Here is a 19,513-nt window from a genome sequence, read left to right on the forward strand (position 1 = left end):
AATGCAAAAGTTTGAAGAAGTAGTTTTGCTAAAAACTAGATTTCATAAAGTAAATGTGCGGCAATTAATAGAATACACAGTAGCAGCAGCAAAAAGTCAGGCAAAGATAATTGCTAGCAACGTAAATATCAAGGCGATGAATCTAGCTTGGGAACAACCTTGGTATCGAGATTTTTTAAATAAATCCGAGCTAGTTTTTTGCGATGGCTTTGGTGTTTTATTAGGAGCTAATTTATTTGGTCACGGGCTTAAATCCGAGCATCGCATGACATTTGCAGACTTTATTGAAGATTGGATTTTAGCTTGCGAGCGGCAAAATATATCTGTATTTCTGCTAGCAGGTAAACCGGGTATAACAGACAAAGCGATCGCCAAATTTAAAGCGATCGCCCCTAATCTGCAAATTCAAGGGCATCACGGCTATTTTGACAAGTCTGGAGCCGAAAACGATGCGGTAATTGCAAAAATCAATAACTTTAAGCCAGGAATCCTATTTGTCGGTTTTGGGATGCCCATCCAAGAACGGTGGATTTTAGACAACTTAGAGCAAGTAGAAACAGGCGTATTTGTGCCAATGGGAGCGTGTCTAGATTTCTATACAGATACGGTAGCGCGAGGACCTCGCTGGATGACAGATCGCGGACTAGAATGGTTGGCGCGGTTGTATTTTGAGCCGCGCCGCTTGTGGCAACGCTATATCCTGGGCAACCCCTTATTTTTGTATCGCGTCCTCAAACAAGGGATTTTCAACAGGCAGCCAAGTTATGACTAAACGCAAAATTAAACGGCGCACCTTTATTTTAGGTCTAGGTGGTTTCATCCTGGCAAGCAAAATCAAAAACTTGTACAAACCAAGTCAAGCAGCTAATTATGCTAATAGAGATTTTGCCGTAGTTGGTAATAGTCCCCTGCGCGATCGCTTTGCAACCAAAGGATTGCTCTACGGAGCGGCAGTTTCTCACCGTTCCCTTTCCTCAGACCTACCTTTTGCCAACCGTGTCGCTGCTGAGTGCGCCATCCTCGTTCCAGAAAGCGAATTGAAGTGGAAAGCTTTGCGTCCTACTCCCGATCGCTTTAGCTTTGCTGCTAGCGATTGGCTAGTTAACTTTGCTCGCTCTCAAGGTCTGCTGATGCGCGGACACACTCTAGTGTGGCACGAAGCTTTACCGAAATGGTTTGCAACTAAAGTTGACAGCCGAAATGCCGAACAACTGCTGCAACAACATATTGCCACAGTCGTCGGACGCTATGCTGGAAAGATTCATTCTTGGGATGTAGTCAACGAAGCAGTTCATCCTGATGATGGACGCACTGACGGTTTGCGTCAATGGCCCTGGTTGCAGTTTTTGGGACCAGACTACATTGAAACTGCCTTTCGCGCCGCCCACGAGGCAGATCCGCAAGCAATGTTAGCCTACAACGACCATCACTTAGAGTACGACACCAAGGATCAAGAAGCCAGAAGAACTGCTGTACTCAAGCTTCTAGAACGTCTCAAGTCTCGCGGCACTCCAATTCACGCTTTGGGAATCCAGGCTCATTTACGGGGGGATGCTGACCGCTTCAATGCCAAAAAGCTAAAAACTTTTATGCGTGATGTTGCTAGTCTCGGTCTGAAGATAATGATTACCGAAATGGACGTTACAGACCAAAAACTGCCTAAAAATATTGACACGCGCGATCGCATCGTTGCTGGTTCTTACGAAGATTACTTGAATGTAGCCCTAGAAGAACCAGCAGTAATCGCAGTGTTGACATGGGGTTTGAGCGATCGCTATACATGGCTAGAAAGTCAAAAACCCCGCAAAGACCGCGCTCCTGTGCGTCCATTGCCCCTTGATGCCAAACTGAAGCGGAAATTGGCGTGGAATGCGATCGCTCGCGCAGCAGACAGCGCTTTAAAGCAGTGACCAGTGACCAGTTCTTAGTTCTGGGACTGGGCGTGAAGACTTAAACCTGCGATTTTGACTTGTCACTCTTAAACACATTAACTACTTATCAAACAAATGAGAATACTGGTTACAGGCGGTGCGGGCTTTATTGGCTCCCACCTAATAGATCGCTTAATGACAGATGGACATGAAGTTATTTGTTTAGATAACTTCTATACAGGACATAAGCGCAACATCCTCAAATGGATGAATCATCCTTATTTTGAACTGATCCGTCATGATATTACCGAACCAATCCGATTAGAATGCGATCGCATCTATCACTTGGCTTGTCCTGCTTCACCCATTCATTACCAGTTCAACCCAGTTAAGACAGTAAAAACAAATGTTGTCGGTACGCTGAATATGCTAGGTTTGGCTAAAAGAGTCAAAGCCCGATTTCTCCTCGCTTCCACATCTGAAGTGTACGGCGATCCAGAAGTACATCCTCAAGTAGAAGAATATCGCGGCAACGTCAACACCATCGGTATTCGTAGCTGTTATGACGAAGGCAAGCGAATTGCCGAAACTATAGCTTTTGACTATCACCGTCAAAATGATGTAGATATTCGCGTCGCCCGTATCTTTAATACTTACGGACCGAGGATGTTAGAAAACGACGGGCGAGTAGTCAGTAATTTAGTTGTGCAAGCTTTAAAGGGCATTCCATTAACTGTATATGGCGACGGTTCGCAAACGCGGAGTTTTTGCTATGTCTCTGACTTAGTAGAAGGACTGATGCGCCTGATGGATGGCGATTATATTGGTCCAGTTAACTTGGGCAATCAAGACGAGTACACAATTTTAGAATTGGCTAGCGCCGTCCAAAATTTAATCGACCCCCAAGCCAAGCTTAAATTTGAGCCATTACCGCAAGACGATCCCCGCCGCCGTCGCCCTGACATTACGCGGGCAAAAACTTTCCTCAACTGGGAGCCAAAAGTCCCCTTATCAGAAGGCTTAAAACTAACTGTAAATGATTTTCGCGCTCGCATCCCTAGCCCACTAAAGGCTGAAGTATAGAAAGGAAAAAGGAAAAAGTCAAAAGTCAAAAGTAGGGAAGCAGTAAAGAAAAGAAAAAGGAAAAAGTCAAAAGTAGGGAAGCAGTAAAGAAAGGAAAAATTAAACTAAATTCTCCCTTGTCCCCCTTGCCCCCCTTGTCCCCTTATCCCTATCTCTCATCTACTTAAGGAGTATTAACTATGCGTGTTTGTGTCATCGGTACTGGTTACGTCGGTTTAGTTACTGGCGCTTGTTTAGCTCATATTGGGCATCATGTTATCTGCGTGGATAACAACGAAGAAAAAGTCAAGATGTTGCAATCTGGGCGATCGCCTATTTTTGAGCCAGGACTTACAGAAATTATGCAATCATCCAGCCAAGCTGGACTTTTAGAATTTACAACCGATTTGGGCGCGGGTGTTGCTCACGGGACAGTATTATTTATTGCTGTTGGTACGCCTCCTTTGCCCACAGGTGAAAGCGATACTCGTTATGTAGAAGCTGTGGCGCGTGGAATTGGCGAACATCTCAACGATAGTCAAGGCGAATATAAAGTAATTGTCAACAAATCAACTGTACCGATTGGTTCTGGCGACTGGGTGCGAGCGATCGTCCAAAGTGGAGTTAACGAAAGCCAAAAGACTTTAGTGGGCGCTCTTGTTGGTAGCCGCTCAACTTTAGAGCAAGCAGCAGAATTTGATGTCGTCAGCAATCCAGAGTTTTTGCGTGAAGGTTCGGCTGTGTACGATACCTTTAACCCAGATCGGATTGTGTTGGGTAGCAACTGTCCCCAAGCGATCGCTATTATGCAGGAACTATACGAGCCAATTACTCAACGTCAGTTTGCAGCAAATCGAGATTTACCATCTGTACCTGTATTAGTGACAGATTTGAGTTCGGCAGAGATGATTAAATATGCAGCCAATGCATTTTTGGCTACCAAAATTAGTTTTATTAATGAAGTAGCGAATATATGCGATCGTGTTGGTGCAAACGTGACTCAAGTAGCTCAAGGTATAGGTTTAGACTCCCGTATCGGCAATAAGTTCTTACAAGCAGGTATCGGCTGGGGTGGTTCTTGTTTCCCCAAAGATGTCTCAGCTTTAATTCACACAGCTAACGATTATGGTTACGAAGCTCATTTGCTCAAAGCCGCAGTTAGTGTCAACCAACGTCAAAGACTAATTTTGATTGAAAAGTTGCAACAGGTACTCAAAATCTTGAAGGGTAAAACTGTAGGCTTGCTAGGACTAACTTTTAAGCCCGATACCGACGATATGCGCGATGCGCCAGCCCTGCACTTGATCGAACAGCTTAACCGATTGGGCGCTACGGTAAAGGCGTACGATCCGATTGTTTCTCAGTCTGGTTTGCGCGATGGGCTATCAGGTGTAATAGTTGAAACTGATGCCGAACGATTAGCCGATCGCTGCGATGCATTGGTTCTAGTAACTGACTGGCAACAGTTTCGCGATCTTGACTACAGTAAAATGGCTAGCTTGATGAATTCGCCTGTGATGATTGATGGTCGTAATTTCCTCGATCGCCAAGCCTTAGAACAATGTGGTTTTCAATACCTTGGTGTTGGGAGCTAATTTGAGGATAGAACGCGGTTAGGATTTGGAATAACAATATTTTGTTTTTTCCCGCGTAGGGGGCGCAATGCATTGCGCCCCCTACGCGTTGTTTATGTATAAATCCTAATTCTGGTTAATAATAAAAAGTTTGCATACGAAAATATTTATGCTCAAACTAGGCTGGCTGTTTGGCAGCTTTATTGATTATCCAGGCGGGCCAAAAACCTACGAGCAAAACACTAGATAACATTGCTAAATATCTTTGCCATCCTTGAAGTGTAGAATTTTGCTGAAAATGATTTAGAAAAATTAGCCAGCAAACAAAACCAGAGAAAATATAGGATAAAGCTAAAACGCTAAAAAGTAATACAGTTAGAGTAGTCATTTATGGTTTCCTTTTTGTTTCAAGTTGTCTTTGCTTATATTTATAGTAAATCACTTAAAATATCTAATTTAATCAAGGATAAGTAAAGAAAATAAATATAAAGTTAAAGAAATTGCCTTGTCATCGAATATACGTTAATTCTCAATTTAAAGTATCAAATAAAACGAAGACAATGTGGAATATACAGAGTTTTATTATTAGTAAAAACTCAATTTATTACCTAACTTGATAGTTGGAGCGATCGCTTTAACTCAACTTATCGTAAAAACTACCTACAAATCTGCCTCTTCTAGATTAATTATGGCTGCTTGTTGGCGCGGATCTGAAGGTTTTGTGTACCACCAAGCCCAAGCAATTAGCACAGCTTGAAATGGCAATCTTACTACTTGAAACCAAGGTGAATCGGGGATATTGTCTAGATGGATGTGATTGACAGCCATATTGATATTGGCGGGAAAAACAGCAATAAATAGCGCAATTAAGCCCCAAGCTGAGAACTGACTTACATTAGGCACTAATAGCCCAATTCCGCCCAATACTTCAAAAACACCGCTAATATATACAAGCTCCCAAGGGTAAGGAAGTTGAGGCGGTACAATTTTTACATAGGTATCGGGGCTAGAAAAGTGAGTAATGCCAACAATAATAATTGATATGGCAAGAATAACCCGTAATAGTTCTTTGTACTTGCTCATCGACAATAACTAATCTTGTAAATTTAGCTGCGATTTATCAGAACAAGAGCGCCCATCACCGCTAACGCTTTCTGGAAGTGCTGCTAAATCGCTATCGCGCTCGAATGGATTATTAAAGAAAGATCCCGTTTGCGGCGGTAAAAGCGGATCTTCAACAATTTCCGCCAAACTTTTCGCTACGCCAGTAAGGGGAATTGCCAGAATTACACCTAATATACCGCCGATTTGTGCGCCTAATAATAGAGAAACAAAGATAATTACAGGCGATAAACCTGTCAAGTTGCCCATAATTCTCGGCGCTACTACATTATCTTTTACCTGTTGAATGGCGATCGCAACTCCCAAAACCTGCAAAGCCAGCCACCAATCGATAAAAGCAACAATAACAGTTACAATCGCAATCCCTAAAGTTGCACCAATAAAAGGGACTATTTCTAGTACGCCAATTACAACCGCAAATAGTAGGAAAAATGGCACTTTCATCAGCCAAAAAGCCAGCGTCAGAGTAGTTGCCATAAATAAGCCTAACAACAACTGCCCAGAAACGAACCTTTGTAAGTTGCGGCGCAGCGCTTCAGTTAAGTCATTGCGGATATTAGGAGAAAACACACTCGTTAATGTCAACCACAGCCTTTCGCCGTCAAGCAGCATATAAAACGAGATCACAACGATCAAAATTAAGTCCAAAAACCAGTTAACAGTACCTAAGACTAAGCCTAAACCAGTACCAGCGATCGCTTCTGCTTGAGTTTGCACCCGCGCCAACAACTGCGAAGCCAAAATTCGCACATCAAAAGGTAAGTTCCTTTCTACACTCCATTGCTGAAACTCAGTAAGCTGTTGTTGTCCCCCTTCTAGAAGCGCTGGTAAATTGCTCGCAAATTGTCGCCCTTGATTAAACACAGGCGGTACTACAGTTAAAGCAATTACAACAACTCCTACACCTGCAAGTAAGTAGACAAGTAATGCTGCCAAACTCCGAGGCAAAAAGCGATTAAAAATCGCTACAGCATAATTAAGCAAAAAAGCAGTCAACGCCGCTGTAATTAAAATACTCAACAACTCACCCACATACTTTAAGGTACTAAGTGTCGCCCAACCTGTCACCAGAATTAGCAGCCAAGTGAGCAGGAATTGTTGCAAAGGAGTGAAGTATCTAGTCATGGGGAAAGCAAAGGGACAAGGGAGAGGGGGAAGACAAGGGAGAGGGGGAGGACAAGGGAGAGAGGGGAGAAAATTCTTCTTTGTCCTTTTTGTCCCCTTGTAATTACGAATTACGAATTACGAATTACGAATTACTAAAATTCCTCCTTGTCTCCATCAAGCTTTAGGATTATAAGTAGAAGTAACTTGCAGTTCTTTTAGTTGCTTGTCATCTACTTTTGACGGCGCTTCGGTTAACAAGCAACTAGCTTGCTGCGTCTTGGGAAAAGCAATTACATCTCGAATTGACTCTTCCCCAGCTAATAACATTACTAACCTATCTAAGCCGTAAGCAATTCCGCCGTGAGGAGGAGTACCGTATTCAAATGCTTCTAACAAAAAGCCGAATTTGCTTTGCGCTTCTTCTGGCGATAAACCAATAGTTGCAAATACTTGTTCTTGAATTTCTCGTTGATAGATCCGCAGACTACCGCCACCAATTTCAAAGCCGTTAAATATAATATCGTAGGCTTGCGCTCTAGCTGTCTTGAGATCGTGCAAATCGTCGGGATGAGGTGCTGTAAAGGGATGGTGCAAGGCTTCTAAACGCTTTTCGCCTGCATTCCACTCAAACATGGGGAAATCTGTCACCCAGAGCAAGTTTATCTTGTCTGGGTCGATTAAATTTAACTCGTTGGCGATCGCTTGCCGCAGTCGATCTAAGGTTTTATTAACAATATCGGCTTTATCGGCTGCAAATAAGAGTAAGTCACCTGTTTTTACACCTGTGCGGCTGAGTAGTTCTTGCTTTTGGCTTTCGCTTAAATTGTCTTTGATTGCGCCAATAGTATCGATTTCGCCATCTTCGCGCACGCGGATGTAAGCTAAACCTCTTGCGCCTGCTTCGCTTGCTTCTTTAAATAAGTCTCCGCCTGGTTTAATGCGGACGTTGGAAATAGCATCGTTACCGCCTGGAATCGGCAATACTTTGACTATGCCACCACTTGCGATCGCTCCTGAAAATACTTTAAACCCAGATTCTTTAAATAAATCCGATACGTTTACAAGTTCTAATCCGTAACGAGTATCTGGTTTGTCGCTACCATATCGTTCCATTGCCTCAGCATAAGTAAGCTGGGGAAATGGACGAGGTAAATCTATTCCTTTAACAGTTTTGAAGATATAACTAACTAAATCTTCATTGAGTTTGATAATTTCAGCTTGCGACATGAAACTCATTTCCATGTCTAGCTGCGTAAATTCTGGCTGTCTGTCGGCGCGTAAGTCTTCATCGCGGAAGCAGCGGGCAATTTGATAGTAACGGTCTAACCCCGATACCATCAATAGTTGCTTAAATAACTGCGGTGATTGTGGCAAAGCAAACCATTCGCCAGGATGCACGCGACTAGGGACTAAATAATCTCTTGCACCTTCAGGAGTAGAACGAGTCAATATTGGCGTTTCTACTTCGATGAAATTTTGCTCGTCTTCTAAGTAACGACGAATGGCTTTGATAACTTGATGGCGCATTTGGATATTGCGACTCATGCGATCGCGTCTTAAGTCCAAATAACGGTACTTTAGCCGCAATTCTTCCCGCACTGGCTCGGTTTCGGCTGTAGCGACTTGAAATGGTAGTTGTTTGCGAACGGCATTTAATTGTTCGATCTTGTCGGCATAAATTTCTATTTCACCAGTCGGCAAGCGCGGGTTTAGGGACTCTTCTGGGCGCTTGGTGACTCTTCCAGTAATTTTGACGACGTATTCATTACGCAGTGCTTCTGCTGGCTCGTAGGATGTAGGGGTACGCTGCGGATCGCTGACGATTTGGACTACTCCAGAGCGATCGCGCAAGTCTAAAAATATTACGCCCCCGTGATCGCGGCGACGATCTACCCAGGCGCAAAGGGTAACAGTTTCTCCAATATGTGCTGTTCGGAGTTCGCCGCAATAGTGAGTTCGCATAGTAGGTTTATAGGTGCTGAAAATAAGCTGCTAGGATGAGAGCAAATTCTCCTATTATCTAGTATCTCTGGTCATTTTGATTAATAGACAATTGTGGTTTCGCCTGTAATGTTTGGATTGGCGATTTGCCCGTGATATTTTTGATTTTTGTTTTACCCGCAATATTTGTAGAGACGTTGCACTGCAACGTCTCTACCTAACGATAACGACGAAAACGACAACCACACGCGGTTTTATTTATCGATTACGATCGCGCGGTGCGGTTAATACCTCCCAGGCGGCTTTGGCTGCTTCGGTTAAACGATCGCCGAGTTCTGATACTTCTTTGACAACTGAATGCCAATTTTTCTCAGCTTCGCTTTGGATCATCTCAAAAGAGTGTTCGATGCGATCGCGTTCGATTAGTTTATTTTCTTCAATTGTCGCCCGCGCCCGTTTGACGGCGTTCAGATAAGCTTCGCGGGTAAGGGTTCCGGCTGATTGGGCTTCTGATTGAGCGCGTTTTTTGATGGCGTCGATCAAGGCTTTGGTTTCGCTTTTAACAGCTTCGCTTTCTCCTGCCATTTCCCTTTCTACCAATGCACTTGTTTCTTGGCTGATAGCGCTGCTTTGCGGGATAATTTCAATTTGGATGTCGTTAGGTTCAGTTGTCATAATTTTGGCTCCTGTAGAAAAACTGTGCTGGAAACTTATCTACCAAATGAAAGTTCAGATTGGTTTATTACTTCTTGCTCTAGTTTTAACAATTGGGCGACACGCGCCTCGGTGGGCGGATGGCTGGAAAATAAGTTACCCAAAAATTGACCGGAAAACGAGTTTGTAATCAATAATGGTTCAAAAGCTGGGTTTCCTGCCATTGGTAATTGCCGCCCTATGGTTTCTAGGCGTTCTAGCGCTCTTGATAAAGCGCGAGGATTGCCCGTCAACCTTGCAGATCCGGCATCTGCGGCAAATTCCCTTGTCCTAGAAATTGCTAGTTGAATTACGGTAGCAGATATAGGCGCGAGGAATACCGTTAGTAATAACCCTAAAGGATTTGCGCCGCGATCGCCATCTCTAGATGATGGAAACCACAAACTATAGCTCACCATTTGGGCTAAGAAAGAAATTGCGCCCGCAACTGTCGCCGCTACAGCTTGAGTTAGGGTGTCTCTATTAGCTATGTGAGTAAGTTCGTGAGCGATAACACCTTCTAATTCATCTTGGGGTAGCAAGTTTAAAATACCTTCAGTCACAGCGACAGCAGCGTGTTCGGGATCGCGCCCTGTGGCGAAAGCGTTAGCTGCTTGGCTAGGTACAATAAATATTGCTGGCATCGGCAGATTGGCTCTATTGCACAATTTTTGTACCATTGCATATAATTCTGGTGCATCGCTTGGGCTAATCGGTTGGGCGCGGTAAGCGGCTAGAGCTATTTTGTCTGATTGATACCAAGACATCAAGTTTGTAAATGCAGCGATCGCAATACCAATAATTACCCCAGTGCTACCGCCAATTATCCAGTAACTAATCGTAATTAGTAAGGCGCTTAACAAACCTAATAGAGCAACTGTTTTTAATTGGTTTCCCATATTTTTACTAATGCTGGATTTGCAATGTAAATTATTCTTACTAGCAGCATTACTTAACTCGTACTTTTATTGTATCGACCTAAAATCAGATTTGTCGGTTACGTACATCTAAAAATTTTTACCTACAAATTTTCGTATTTTAAATAACATTTTCTCAAATTATCTAATTAATAGTAAAACTTAATACTTTAGAAAGATGTCTAAAATGATAAACTACGTTATAGCGATTTAATTACTAATAGTAAGGCTTGACTTTGATGCACGACGATCCAGCAATTCGCAATCTTCTAGCTGTTAGTTTGGGAGCGATCGCTGGGGCTTTAAGCCGCTACTATATCAGTCTATGGTTCTTACAGCGTTTCGGGGTTGCCTTTCCCTACAGCACTTTTGTAATCAATATTACAGGCTGTTTTATCATGGGATTCTTTTTTACTTTGGCAGCAGAAAGAATATTGACAATTACTCCCGAAATCAAATTATTAATAGCAACAGGGTTTTTAGGCTCTTATACCACATTTTCTACCTATGGATTAGATACTATTACTCTGCTGCACGCCCAACGTTTTACACCAGCTTTAATATACTGGCTAGGTAGTGCCATACTGGGAATTTTCAGCGTACAGTTAGGAGTAGTATTAGCTCGTCTGCTCAAATAATTTCACCTAAAAAATACCTCAATCCCCTAGACTAAAAACAGCAACATTGAGCGATTGGTTTGAGGAAGGTAGGCTTTGACAGAAACTAACAATTTACCAACTACTACCCTCCAAGATATGTCGCGTCGGGAATTACGGGAGTTGGTTAGAAATCAATTGCAAGCGTTATTAGAACAAAACGACTTGCAGGGAGCTAAAGCTATTTTAGTTCCCGTACAGCCAGCAGATATCGCCGAAGCGATTGAAGGTTTACCTGAAGCAATGCAAGCGATCGCTTTTCGCTTGCTACCCAAAGGAGAAGCAATTGAGGTTTACGAGCATTTAGATTATAGTATCCAGCAAGCACTAATTGAAGAATTTAAGCGCCAAGAAGTTTTAGATATAGTCGATAAAATGTCACCAGACGATCGCGCTAGATTGTTTGATGAATTACCAGCAAAAGTCATTAATCGGCTATTAGAACAACTTAGCCCTACAGAGCGCCAAGCTACTGCTCAATTATTAGGCTACGAAGCAGGTACGGCGGGGCGAATCATGACACCCGAACTAATTTCGCTCAAAGAAGGCTTTACCATTGCTCAATCTTTAGAGCGAATTCGCCGCCTTGCTAATGTCACAGAAACAATTTACTACTTATACGTTACAGATAATGCTCGTCGCCTTACAGGTACTTTATCGCTGCGGGATCTAGTAACAGCGCAACCTCAGCAAACAATCGGGGAAATTATGACGCGGGATGCGGTATTTGTTTACACAGATACCGACCAAGAAGAAGTTGCTAGAGTAATTCAACGCTACGACTTTTTGGCTGTACCTGTAGTAGATCGGGAACAGCGTTTAGTTGGTATTGTCACTGTAGATGATGTGATCGATATTATTCAACAAGAAACTACCGAAGATATTTACGCCTTGGGTGGTGGCGTGCAGTCTGGTGGCGACAATTATTTTCAGACAGATTTACTCACAGTGGCGCGTAAGCGTGTTGTTTGGCTGCTAGTATTGCTGTTCACGAATACAGTTACAGGCACAATTATTAAGTCAGAAGAAGGAATTTTACGTCAAGTCGTCTCTTTAGCTGCTTTTATTCCCTTATTAACTGGTACGGGGGGAAATGTCGGGGCGCAGTCTTCAACGGTAGTTATTAGGGGAATGAATACTGACGAAATTCGGGCGCTGGGAGAATTTCAGGTGATTTTTAGAGAAGCGATCGCTGGGGCGATGCTCGGGACAATGTTAGGTAGTATTGCCACAGTCTGGGCTTATTGGTTGCAAGGTAGTTGGTCTGTGGCGATCGCTGTAGGAGTTAGTCTAGTGGCAATTTCCATCCTAGCTTCTGTCTCTGGCTCGGCTTTGCCGTTTTTGTTTCGCTTGCTACGATTAGATCCCGCTTTGATGTCTGCACCTTTTATTACTACTGCTGTGGATGTTTTAGGGGTATTAATTTACTTCAACCTAGCGCGACTAATTTTGCAGTTGTAGTTACCACAATTGCCAGCCGCGTGCAGCTTGCTCTAATACGTAGGCAGAAACCTCTTCAATTTGGCGATCGTTCAATCTGCCTTTAAATGCTGGCATTGCCTTTTTACCGTATTTTATTTGATAAGCGATCGCGTCTACCGAGTCCATACTGTACTTTTGGAGTGTTTGTTTATTTAAAGTTTTGTGGGCGAGGATAATGTTACCTCCGCCTATGTGACACGCTGCACAATGAGCGCTAAAAATTTTTGCTCCTCGATCGTGTTCGCCTGCTAAGGCTGGAGTTGTCCCTAAAAATAAAAACGAAACGCTTGCTAATAGTAAAAGCGATATTACTTTTCTCATGCGCCACGACCAAGTAATTATTAATGCATAACTATTAGGATACAAGCCTGTTATTTTTCTTTGTCTAGAGTTTTTAGTGCCGAACTAAACTAAGTTAGCGATCGCTAACTGTCTTACCTAAATAGCTGCGATTCCAATGAGCAAATCTTTCAGCCTGTACTTTAGCCTTCTGGGTTAAAGTAGAATTTGCCCTAATACCGCTTGCAAATTTTTCAGCAAGAGTCAAACTTGTTATCAACATCCCTATAGTTTCTTGCACCAAGAACCATGACCATCGGCGTAACGATGGCGCGATCGCGTATCTTCGTTACGCCATCAGTAGAAAGCGCGTGCCAAATATCAGCCAGGTCCTCTTTTTCTATATATTTTTCTATATATAGGTCTTGTGGCTGGGTAGTTTGTTCTAATCCGATAGCATCTGTGGCACGATCGCTAAATTTAGGAAACTACCAGCGGCGATTTTTCAGGCGCTCAAAATCTAAAGGGCAATCTATGAGCTTCATTTGGGTTTTAAATAGTCTAAATTTAGACATAAAGTTTCTTACCTAGTAGCTTACCCTAGATAAATCATGAACGATAATTTACTAGAACAGTTATTAAATGAAGAGGAAAGCTCATCATTAGACTTTAAGCGAGATCAATATCCCTTTGTTAAAGCTAGTGAGGCACAAAAAAGTGAACTTCTAAAAGATATATTAGCTATTGCCAACGCTTGGCGAAGAGTAGATGCTCATATACTTATTGGAGTTAAAGAAGTCAAAGGCAGTAGGAGTCTTATTGTTGGCGTTCAACAGCACTTAGAGGATGCAAACCTTCAACAATTTGTGAATAGCAAAACTCAACGACCTATAGAATTCTCATACAGAGCGTACCCGTTTGAAGGTTGTCAGCTTGGTATTATTACCGTACCAATTCAGAAACGTCCATTGTTTTTAAAAAAAGATTATGGAGAGTTGAAAAAAGAAGTTGTTTATGTTCGGCGAGGAAGCTCATCTAAATTTGAAGCCACAATCGATGAAATAGCAAGTATGGGTGCTGCTGCGGTAGAGCAAAATTTAACAGAAAACCTTATTCCCTCAATCCAATATGAAACAAAACCCCTAAAACTACTTCCTCCTAATTTACGAAATCTATTTCAATGTCTAATTCAATGGCAACAAATTGGACTTTTTCCAAGTATTATTGGCTCGATCTATACCTCTTTGACTCCAAAAAGTCTAATTAATTGGGGACGAATTGGACTTATACCAGGTATCATCGGCTTCATTTATACCTCTGTTGTTTTAAGTAGTTACTTTTCTATCTTCTTCCTCTTATTGGCTTTTTCGAGTGCTACCTCCTTGTGTTCAGGTCTAGCACTCAGAAATAAGAGAGATGCTTGGTTGAAAGCTGGAATATCTTTAAAGAGCAATAGCAATGGAGAAATATTCTTAACAGAAACTTATGGCAGATGTCCTTTTTGTAGTGAAATTGTCAAGTTAAAAGCCATGCCTAAAGGCTCAGAGCAAAAAATTATGGGAATTTGCCAGAGAAATTCTGAGCAACATACTTTCTCTTTTGACTTCACAACGTACACTGGGAAATACTACCCAATTGTTTGGCGCAAGATTGTAACTTAGAGCGGATAGTTGGTAGGGTGCGTTGCGAACAACGCACCCTACTGCTTTTATTTGTTTCTTGACTTCATTTTTGCAGATGAAGTTTGTAATACTGTCAATGCCTCTGTCCCGCCCTTTGCGGCGCTATGTTAGGCTGTCTCGCCACTTACTGAGTGTGGCATTGATTCAATCAATGCTCTTAGCACTTTGTTAACCGATTCAGGCGTTGTAAAAACCTTAGCCACATCCTCATCCAAAACTACAACTGTTAACTTTTGTGTCTCACTGCGAACAGCAAATCGATTGGGTTTCGCCTGCTTGTAATCAAAGCGATATTCACCTAGAAGCTCGTCTTCAGGATTCTGTGTTTTGTCAGAGGGCGTTTTGCTCATAATCCTCACGCTCCTTGCCAGTAGCTAAACGGGCACTAATGATATAGATACTACTAGATCGTTCGGTAAAGGCAATTAATAATAATCGATTTTGCTGAGAGTGACCAATGATGATTTCTCTTGGCTCATCTATGGAATGAGCTTCATCATCAAAGATAACTGCCAAAGGATTATCGAATACAGTCCTAGCTTCTTCAAAGCTAACACCGTGCTTCTTAAAATTCGTAGTTGCTTTTTGTCTATCCCACTCAAACTCCATGCCTAAATCATATGCGATCGCTCAAAATGCCGAACAGTTTTTGGCTAGTGCTATCTACCTTGTAACAAGGTGCGTTGCCTTGCAACGCACCCTAATGCTATTGTCGTTCTAGAGTTCCTTTAGCACCGAACTCGTCTAAGCTACGCAAACGATCGCTAACTGTCTCCACAAAACGCCATGACTGCGGTAAGTTGCCAAAAATCTCAGTTATGCCCAGCAATCCTCTAGGATCGGAACCACCAGAACGGGCGCGTTGGGTGAGGATTTCTGCCATTGGATCGTCAACTTCAATGGGATTGCCGAGATCGTCTTGTCCTTTGAGGTAACGGAACCACGCAGCGATCGCTAAACTCATATAATCAATTGCTCCTTCCTGCCGCAATGCATCACGTAGGGAACCGAGAATGAATTTTGGTATTTTAGCAGCACTATTAAGGCATAAACGCGGTAATCGATCTTGAATTTTGGGATTGGCAAATCGTTCGATTAAAGTTTGTTTGTAATCGTCTAAATCGATCCCAGGTACGCTTTGGAGTGTGGGTGTAACTTCTGCCATCAAGCGAAGGGCAGCTTGCCTAATTGCTGCATCTGCCATTACTTCATGCACGTAAGTGTAGCCAGCTAAAGTACCGAGATAGCCAATCAGCAAGTGGCTGGCGTTGAGCAGGCGAATTTTCATCATCTCGTAAGGATGAACATCATCAGTCATCTGTACGCCTACAGCTTCCAATTCTGGTCTACCCGCACAGAAACGATCTTCCACAACCCATTGCAAAAATGGTTCGGCTACAACTGGAAAAGCATCGTCGATGCCAAATTGTTCTGCCACCATTTTGATATCTGCTGGTGTAGTAGCTGGAGTAATGCGATCGACCATGCAGTTAGGAAAGGTAACGCGATCGCTAATCCAATTTCCCAGATCGGGATTTTGCAGCCGAGCAAAGGTAGTCAACATCTTAGCTGCAATATTACCGTTGCCTTGCAAGTTGTCGCACGATAGTACGGTAAACGGTGCTAAACCCTGCTCTCGACGCTTATCCAAGGCTGCTGTCAAAAAGCCGTAGACTCCGATTGGCTGGTTGGGATGCTGCAAATCGTGTTGAATTGTTGGATGATTTGCGTCAAATTCGCCGCTACCTTCAATATAGTAGTAACCTGCTTCCGTAATCGTGAGCGTGACAATGCGACAGCGCGGATCTGCCATTGCGTCAATTACTGCTTGAGTGTTATCTGGTGCAAATAAATAGCGTGTAATTGAGCCAATCACACGGGCGCGATCGCCTGCTTCTGACCTTTCTACCAAAGTATATAAACAATCTTGAGAATGCAAAGCATCGCGCATTCGGCGATCGAATTCTAGCAATCCTACACCGCAAATGCCCCATTGCAAATCGGGCGTTTGCTGAAAATAGTTGTCGAGGTACAATGCTTGATGCGCTCGATGGAAGCCTCCCACACCAATATGCACAATACCATTAACTATCTGGTGGCGATCGTAAGTAAAGACTTGGACGCGATCGCCTAAACGAGCTAGAGAAGCTTCATTTAGCTTAATTACCGATTCTGTGCTGATATTGCTGTTCATAGGATTGGTCTATAGTTAGGTGGTGACGGTGGGCTTTGGAAATAGCTTCACCTTGAGCGTTAAATAAATGGCAAAGTTCGCCGTCAATCTGGAGCGGAACTAAATCGCGTAACCGACTAGAATTATCTCCGTCTGTTTGCACAACTAAAGTTTCGCCGTTGGCAACTTTGACGTATAGATAGGTTTCACCGCCCAATCTTTCTACAACAAGCACTTCACCGTTAAGCGTAGCGTTGTGGCGATCGACTCTTAAGTGTTCGGGACGAATCCCCAACGTAGCTGAATCTCCCATCGACAATCTCGGCTGTACGGGAACAGTTACACTTGCTTCGCCAGGAAGTGCAACTGTTGTTCCAGAGTCATTAACTGCTGTGACTGTAGCGGAGAGAAAATTCATCTTTGGCGAACCAATAAACCCAGCTACAAATAAATTGCGAGGATGGTGATACAGTTCTAGGGGCGAGCCGACTTGTTCGATAATCCCGCCTTGTAACACGACAATTTTATTAGCCAGCGTCATTGCTTCTACTTGATCGTGTGTCACATAAATCATTGTGGCTTGCAAGCTATCGTGTAAACTTGCAAGTTCAATCCGCATCTGCACCCGCAAAGCAGCATCCAGGTTGGACAGAGGCTCGTCAAACAAAAACACTTTTGGTTTGCGTACCAAAGCTCGCCCAATAGCTACCCGTTGGCGTTGTCCGCCAGAAAGCTCCTTTGGTTTGCGATTTAACAATGGTTCTAGTTGCAAAATACGGGCAACCTCACGCGCTCGTTCGTAACGCTGGGCTTTGGGAACTCCCGCCAGACGCAGGCTAAACGCCATATTCTCGGCTACCGTCATGTGCGGATACAAGGCGTATGTTTGAAATACCATTGCTAAGCCGCGTTTATCTGGCGGTACATCATTAACTTTCACGCCATCTATTAGCAAATCGCCAGAGGTGATGTCCTCTAATCCTGCGATCGCTCGTAGTAAAGTTGATTTACCACAACCAGAAGGACCTACAAACACAACAAATTCGCGATCGCCAATATCAAGATCGATGCCTTTAATTATCTCGGTATCGGCATAACTTTTATGGATGTTTCTTAAAGTGACTGTTGACATAATCTTAGTAATTGGTAATTAGTAAAAAAGTAGTGCGTCGTAAATAAAACAGATCCCCCTGTAGTCCCCCTTGTCCCTACTTCACCGCCCCAAAAGTCAACCCCCGTACCAATTGCCGTTGACTGAGCCAGCCAAAAATTAAGATAGGCGCGATCGCTAAAGTAGATGCGGCAGAAAGTTTTGCCCAAAATAATCCCTGCGGGCTAGAAAATGAGGCAATAAACGCTGTAAGTGGGGCTGCATCAGCCGTTGTCAAGTTCAAGCTCCAAAACGCTTCGTTCCACGACAAAATAATTGATAGCAATGCAGTAGAAGCAATTCCCGGTAAAGCTAGTGGTAGCAAGACGTGCAATAGTTCTTGACGCGTATTTGCTCCATCCATGCGATCGGCTTCGAGAATATCTTTGGGAACGTCTTTAAAAAAGCTATAAATCATCCAGACCACAATCGGCAAATTCACCAAGGTATAAATGATAATCAAGCCGATGCGGGTATCTAACAATCTCCAATCGCGACAGAGAATGTAAATAGGAACGAGTACGCCCACAGGTGGGAGCATTTTGGTAGACAGCATCCAAATCAAAGTTCCCTTAGTCCGCTTAGTCGGAAAGAACGACATCGCATAAGCAGCAGGTACAGCAAATAGCAGCGCTAAGATAGTTGAACCAACCGAAACTACTACACTGTTAAAGGCATAACTGAGATAATCCGCTCGTGATTGAATGGCAGCATAGTTTTCCAATGTTGGTTGGAAAAACAATTGAGGTGGAGTTGCAACCGCCGCCACTTCCGTCTTAAAACTGGTGATAAACATCCAAAGAATCGGAAAAAATAAAATCAGCGCCACCAGCCAACCAAGTAATGTCAGCAACCAGCGAGAAGAAGTGTTTTGTGCCATAGTTAAGTATCCAAATTACGAGCAACGCTACGCATGACAAAGATCGCGACGATGTTGGCAAGAACGACGGCAATCAAACCACCTGCTGAAGCACCGCCGACATCAAATTCCAGCAAAGCTTTGAGGAAAATGTAATAAGCCAGGTTAGTAGTTGCAAGTCCAGGTCCGCCACCTGTAGTCACGAAAATTTCTGCGAAGATAGTCAAAAAGAAAATAGTTTCAATCGCTGCAACTACGGCAATAGCGCGACTTAAATGCGGCAGCACGACAAAACGAAACAAAGCAATTCCATTTGCGCCATCCATCCTCGCTGCTTCTAGCTGATCGCGGTCTAATGATTGGATCGCAGTCAGCAAAATTAATAGGGCAAAAGGCAGCCATTCCCAGGAAACAATGATGATAATTGCCAATAAGGGAAAATCTGCAAACCAATCGATTGCTCCTAATCCCAAACCCCGCGTGATTTGGGCAAATAGCCCGTTAGCGGGATGCATCAGCATATTTTTCCAAATTAGGGCGCTGACTGTAGGCATCACAAAGAATGGCGAAATTGCCAGCACCCGCGCAATTCCCCGCCCGTAAAAGTCTTGGTCAAACAATACAGCAAGTAACGTACCTAGAGCGATCGTAATTGCTAGTACAGCAGCAACTAAAATCAAGGTGATGCCGATTGATGTCCATAAAGCAGGATCGCTGAGAATGAAGGTAAAATTTTCAATCCCAATAAAGCTGCGTGCATCTGGATTTAGTAAGTTGTACCGCTGAAAAGAAAACCATAAGGTCATTGCCAGAGGTACGATCATCCATAACAGCAGGACAATAACAGCAGGTGCAACCAGAGGTAAAGTAGTTCCCTGCTTTTTAGTTCTTTGGGCGGGTGGTGGCGTTGTTTGGCGGGGTTTTACAGCTAATGAAGAAGACATG

At 43.3% G+C, this 19,513-nt stretch carries 21 protein-coding genes; 7 read left to right on the forward strand and 14 right to left on the reverse strand.

Annotation, left to right across the window (positions count from 1 at the left end; translation table 11 throughout):
- Position 1: 1 nt before the first annotated feature.
- The 4 genes from UH38_RS05405 to UH38_RS05420 all read left to right on the forward strand — a co-directional run bounded on the left by UH38_RS05405 (position 2) and on the right by UH38_RS05420 (position 4,528).
- Positions 2-772: a WecB/TagA/CpsF family glycosyltransferase gene (locus UH38_RS05405; RefSeq protein WP_082065314.1), complete on the forward strand. Its 771-nt coding sequence runs from the start codon at positions 2-4 to the stop codon at positions 770-772.
- Positions 765-1,910 carry an endo-1,4-beta-xylanase gene (locus UH38_RS05410; protein ID WP_045053622.1) on the forward strand — a complete coding sequence of 382 codons (1,146 nt, stop codon included), beginning with the start codon at positions 765-767 and terminating at the stop codon, positions 1,908-1,910. The genes UH38_RS05405 and UH38_RS05410 overlap by 8 nt, the downstream gene beginning before the upstream one ends.
- 96 nt (positions 1,911-2,006) lie before the next feature.
- Positions 2,007-2,954 (forward strand): UDP-glucuronic acid decarboxylase family protein, encoded by a 948-nt coding sequence (locus UH38_RS05415; RefSeq protein ID WP_045053623.1) that lies wholly within the window; start codon positions 2,007-2,009, stop codon positions 2,952-2,954.
- Positions 2,955-3,133: 179 nt separating this feature from the next.
- Positions 3,134-4,528: a UDP-glucose dehydrogenase family protein gene (locus UH38_RS05420; RefSeq protein WP_045053624.1), complete on the forward strand. Its 1,395-nt coding sequence runs from the start codon at positions 3,134-3,136 to the stop codon at positions 4,526-4,528.
- Between the two features lie 157 nt (positions 4,529-4,685).
- Here the strand turns inward: UH38_RS05420 and UH38_RS05425 are convergent, their stop codons facing one another.
- The 6 genes from UH38_RS05425 to UH38_RS05450 all read right to left on the reverse strand — a co-directional run bounded on the left by UH38_RS05425 (position 4,686) and on the right by UH38_RS05450 (position 10,269).
- Positions 4,686-4,895, reverse strand: coding sequence for a hypothetical protein (locus tag UH38_RS05425; protein ID WP_045053625.1), 210 nt, complete (start codon positions 4,893-4,895; stop codon positions 4,686-4,688).
- 272 nt (positions 4,896-5,167) lie between these two features.
- Positions 5,168-5,590 carry a DoxX family protein gene (locus UH38_RS05430; protein WP_045053626.1) on the reverse strand — a complete coding sequence of 141 codons (423 nt, stop codon included), beginning with the start codon at positions 5,588-5,590 and terminating at the stop codon, positions 5,168-5,170.
- A 9-nt stretch (positions 5,591-5,599) separates the two neighbouring features.
- On the reverse strand, positions 5,600-6,754 hold the full coding sequence (locus tag UH38_RS05435) for an AI-2E family transporter (protein ID WP_045053627.1): 1,155 nt from the start codon (positions 6,752-6,754) through the stop codon (positions 5,600-5,602).
- A gap of 156 nt (positions 6,755-6,910) precedes the next feature.
- The gene (gene aspS / locus UH38_RS05440; RefSeq protein WP_045053628.1) at positions 6,911-8,698 is read right to left on the reverse strand and encodes an aspartate--tRNA ligase; all 1,788 of its coding nucleotides are present in this window, start codon (positions 8,696-8,698) and stop codon (positions 6,911-6,913) included.
- 237 nt (positions 8,699-8,935) lie between these two features.
- Entirely contained in the window at positions 8,936-9,352 is a 417-nt protein-coding gene (locus UH38_RS05445) for a hypothetical protein (RefSeq protein ID WP_045053629.1), read from the reverse strand.
- A gap of 35 nt (positions 9,353-9,387) precedes the next feature.
- The gene (locus tag UH38_RS05450; RefSeq protein ID WP_045053630.1) at positions 9,388-10,269 is read right to left on the reverse strand and encodes a zinc metalloprotease HtpX; all 882 of its coding nucleotides are present in this window, start codon (positions 10,267-10,269) and stop codon (positions 9,388-9,390) included.
- Positions 10,270-10,526: 257 nt separating this feature from the next.
- On the opposite strand from UH38_RS05450, the gene crcB reads away from it, so the two are divergent.
- Together crcB and mgtE are read left to right on the forward strand one after the other, a co-directional pair.
- Entirely contained in the window at positions 10,527-10,925 is a 399-nt protein-coding gene (crcB, locus tag UH38_RS05455) for a fluoride efflux transporter CrcB (protein WP_045053631.1), read from the forward strand.
- Positions 10,926-11,000: 75 nt separating this feature from the next.
- Positions 11,001-12,404: a magnesium transporter gene (mgtE, locus tag UH38_RS05460; RefSeq protein WP_045053632.1), complete on the forward strand. Its 1,404-nt coding sequence runs from the start codon at positions 11,001-11,003 to the stop codon at positions 12,402-12,404.
- Here the strand turns inward: mgtE and petJ are convergent, their stop codons facing one another.
- On the reverse strand, positions 12,405-12,746 hold the full coding sequence (petJ, locus tag UH38_RS05465; RefSeq protein ID WP_045053633.1) for a cytochrome c6 PetJ: 342 nt from the start codon (positions 12,744-12,746) through the stop codon (positions 12,405-12,407).
- 94 nt (positions 12,747-12,840) lie between these two features.
- Positions 12,841-12,987, reverse strand: coding sequence for a hypothetical protein (locus UH38_RS26650; protein ID WP_160295930.1), 147 nt, complete (start codon positions 12,985-12,987; stop codon positions 12,841-12,843).
- Positions 12,988-13,315: 328 nt separating this feature from the next.
- Between UH38_RS26650 and UH38_RS24670 the strand changes: the two genes are divergently transcribed.
- A complete protein-coding gene (locus UH38_RS24670) occupies positions 13,316-14,365 on the forward strand; it encodes an AlbA family DNA-binding domain-containing protein (protein WP_052672265.1) in 1,050 nt (349 codons plus the stop codon).
- A gap of 128 nt (positions 14,366-14,493) precedes the next feature.
- Here UH38_RS24670 and UH38_RS05475 read toward each other — a convergent pair whose 3' ends face one another.
- The 6 genes from UH38_RS05475 to UH38_RS05500 all read right to left on the reverse strand — a co-directional run bounded on the left by UH38_RS05475 (position 14,494) and on the right by UH38_RS05500 (position 19,512).
- Complete coding sequence (locus UH38_RS05475; RefSeq protein WP_045053634.1) at positions 14,494-14,736, reverse strand: hypothetical protein; 243 nt, start codon at positions 14,734-14,736, stop codon at positions 14,494-14,496.
- A complete protein-coding gene (locus UH38_RS05480; protein ID WP_045053635.1) occupies positions 14,717-14,995 on the reverse strand; it encodes a BrnT family toxin in 279 nt (92 codons plus the stop codon). Before UH38_RS05480 ends, UH38_RS05475 begins: the two co-directional genes overlap by 20 nt.
- A gap of 97 nt (positions 14,996-15,092) precedes the next feature.
- Positions 15,093-16,580, reverse strand: a complete 1,488-nt coding sequence (locus tag UH38_RS05485) for a mannitol dehydrogenase family protein (RefSeq protein WP_045053636.1) — start codon at positions 16,578-16,580, stop codon at positions 15,093-15,095.
- On the reverse strand, positions 16,546-17,691 hold the full coding sequence (locus tag UH38_RS05490) for an ABC transporter ATP-binding protein (protein ID WP_045053637.1): 1,146 nt from the start codon (positions 17,689-17,691) through the stop codon (positions 16,546-16,548). Before UH38_RS05490 ends, UH38_RS05485 begins: the two co-directional genes overlap by 35 nt.
- A gap of 76 nt (positions 17,692-17,767) precedes the next feature.
- Positions 17,768-18,589, reverse strand: coding sequence for a carbohydrate ABC transporter permease (locus UH38_RS05495; RefSeq protein WP_045053638.1), 822 nt, complete (start codon positions 18,587-18,589; stop codon positions 17,768-17,770).
- 2 nt (positions 18,590-18,591) lie between these two features.
- A complete protein-coding gene (locus UH38_RS05500; protein ID WP_045053639.1) occupies positions 18,592-19,512 on the reverse strand; it encodes a carbohydrate ABC transporter permease in 921 nt (306 codons plus the stop codon).
- Between the last annotated feature and the right edge of the window lies 1 nt (position 19,513).

The organism is Aliterella atlantica CENA595, assembly GCF_000952155.1.
GTDB classification, from domain to species: Bacteria; Cyanobacteriota; Cyanobacteriia; order Cyanobacteriales; family Chroococcidiopsidaceae; genus Aliterella; species Aliterella atlantica.

Excerpts from the sequence above, each read along its gene's own strand:
- UH38_RS05500 (WP_045053639.1), bottom strand. The coding sequence starts at position 19,512 with ATGTCTTCTTCATTAGCTGTAAAACCCCGCCAAACAACGCCACCACCC.
- UH38_RS05475 (WP_045053634.1), bottom strand. The coding sequence starts at position 14,736 with ATGAGCAAAACGCCCTCTGACAAAACACAGAATCCTGAAGACGAGCTT.
- UH38_RS05410 (WP_045053622.1), top strand. The coding sequence starts at position 765 with ATGACTAAACGCAAAATTAAACGGCGCACCTTTATTTTAGGTCTAGGT.
- UH38_RS05450 (WP_045053630.1), bottom strand. The coding sequence starts at position 10,269 with ATGGGAAACCAATTAAAAACAGTTGCTCTATTAGGTTTGTTAAGCGCC.
- UH38_RS24670 (WP_052672265.1), top strand. The coding sequence starts at position 13,316 with ATGAACGATAATTTACTAGAACAGTTATTAAATGAAGAGGAAAGCTCA.
- UH38_RS05425 (WP_045053625.1), bottom strand. The coding sequence starts at position 4,895 with ATGACTACTCTAACTGTATTACTTTTTAGCGTTTTAGCTTTATCCTAT.
- UH38_RS05405 (WP_082065314.1), top strand. The coding sequence starts at position 2 with ATGCAAAAGTTTGAAGAAGTAGTTTTGCTAAAAACTAGATTTCATAAA.
- UH38_RS05485 (WP_045053636.1), bottom strand. The coding sequence starts at position 16,580 with ATGAACAGCAATATCAGCACAGAATCGGTAATTAAGCTAAATGAAGCT.
- UH38_RS05415 (WP_045053623.1), top strand. The coding sequence starts at position 2,007 with ATGAGAATACTGGTTACAGGCGGTGCGGGCTTTATTGGCTCCCACCTA.
- UH38_RS05480 (WP_045053635.1), bottom strand. The coding sequence starts at position 14,995 with ATGGAGTTTGAGTGGGATAGACAAAAAGCAACTACGAATTTTAAGAAG.
- UH38_RS05490 (WP_045053637.1), bottom strand. The coding sequence starts at position 17,691 with ATGTCAACAGTCACTTTAAGAAACATCCATAAAAGTTATGCCGATACC.
- crcB (WP_045053631.1), top strand. The coding sequence starts at position 10,527 with ATGCACGACGATCCAGCAATTCGCAATCTTCTAGCTGTTAGTTTGGGA.
- UH38_RS05435 (WP_045053627.1), bottom strand. The coding sequence starts at position 6,754 with ATGACTAGATACTTCACTCCTTTGCAACAATTCCTGCTCACTTGGCTG.
- UH38_RS05420 (WP_045053624.1), top strand. The coding sequence starts at position 3,134 with ATGCGTGTTTGTGTCATCGGTACTGGTTACGTCGGTTTAGTTACTGGC.
- UH38_RS26650 (WP_160295930.1), bottom strand. The coding sequence starts at position 12,987 with ATGTTGATAACAAGTTTGACTCTTGCTGAAAAATTTGCAAGCGGTATT.
- UH38_RS05495 (WP_045053638.1), bottom strand. The coding sequence starts at position 18,589 with ATGGCACAAAACACTTCTTCTCGCTGGTTGCTGACATTACTTGGTTGG.
- aspS (WP_045053628.1), bottom strand. The coding sequence starts at position 8,698 with ATGCGAACTCACTATTGCGGCGAACTCCGAACAGCACATATTGGAGAA.
- UH38_RS05430 (WP_045053626.1), bottom strand. The coding sequence starts at position 5,590 with ATGAGCAAGTACAAAGAACTATTACGGGTTATTCTTGCCATATCAATT.
- petJ (WP_045053633.1), bottom strand. The coding sequence starts at position 12,746 with ATGAGAAAAGTAATATCGCTTTTACTATTAGCAAGCGTTTCGTTTTTA.
- UH38_RS05445 (WP_045053629.1), bottom strand. The coding sequence starts at position 9,352 with ATGACAACTGAACCTAACGACATCCAAATTGAAATTATCCCGCAAAGC.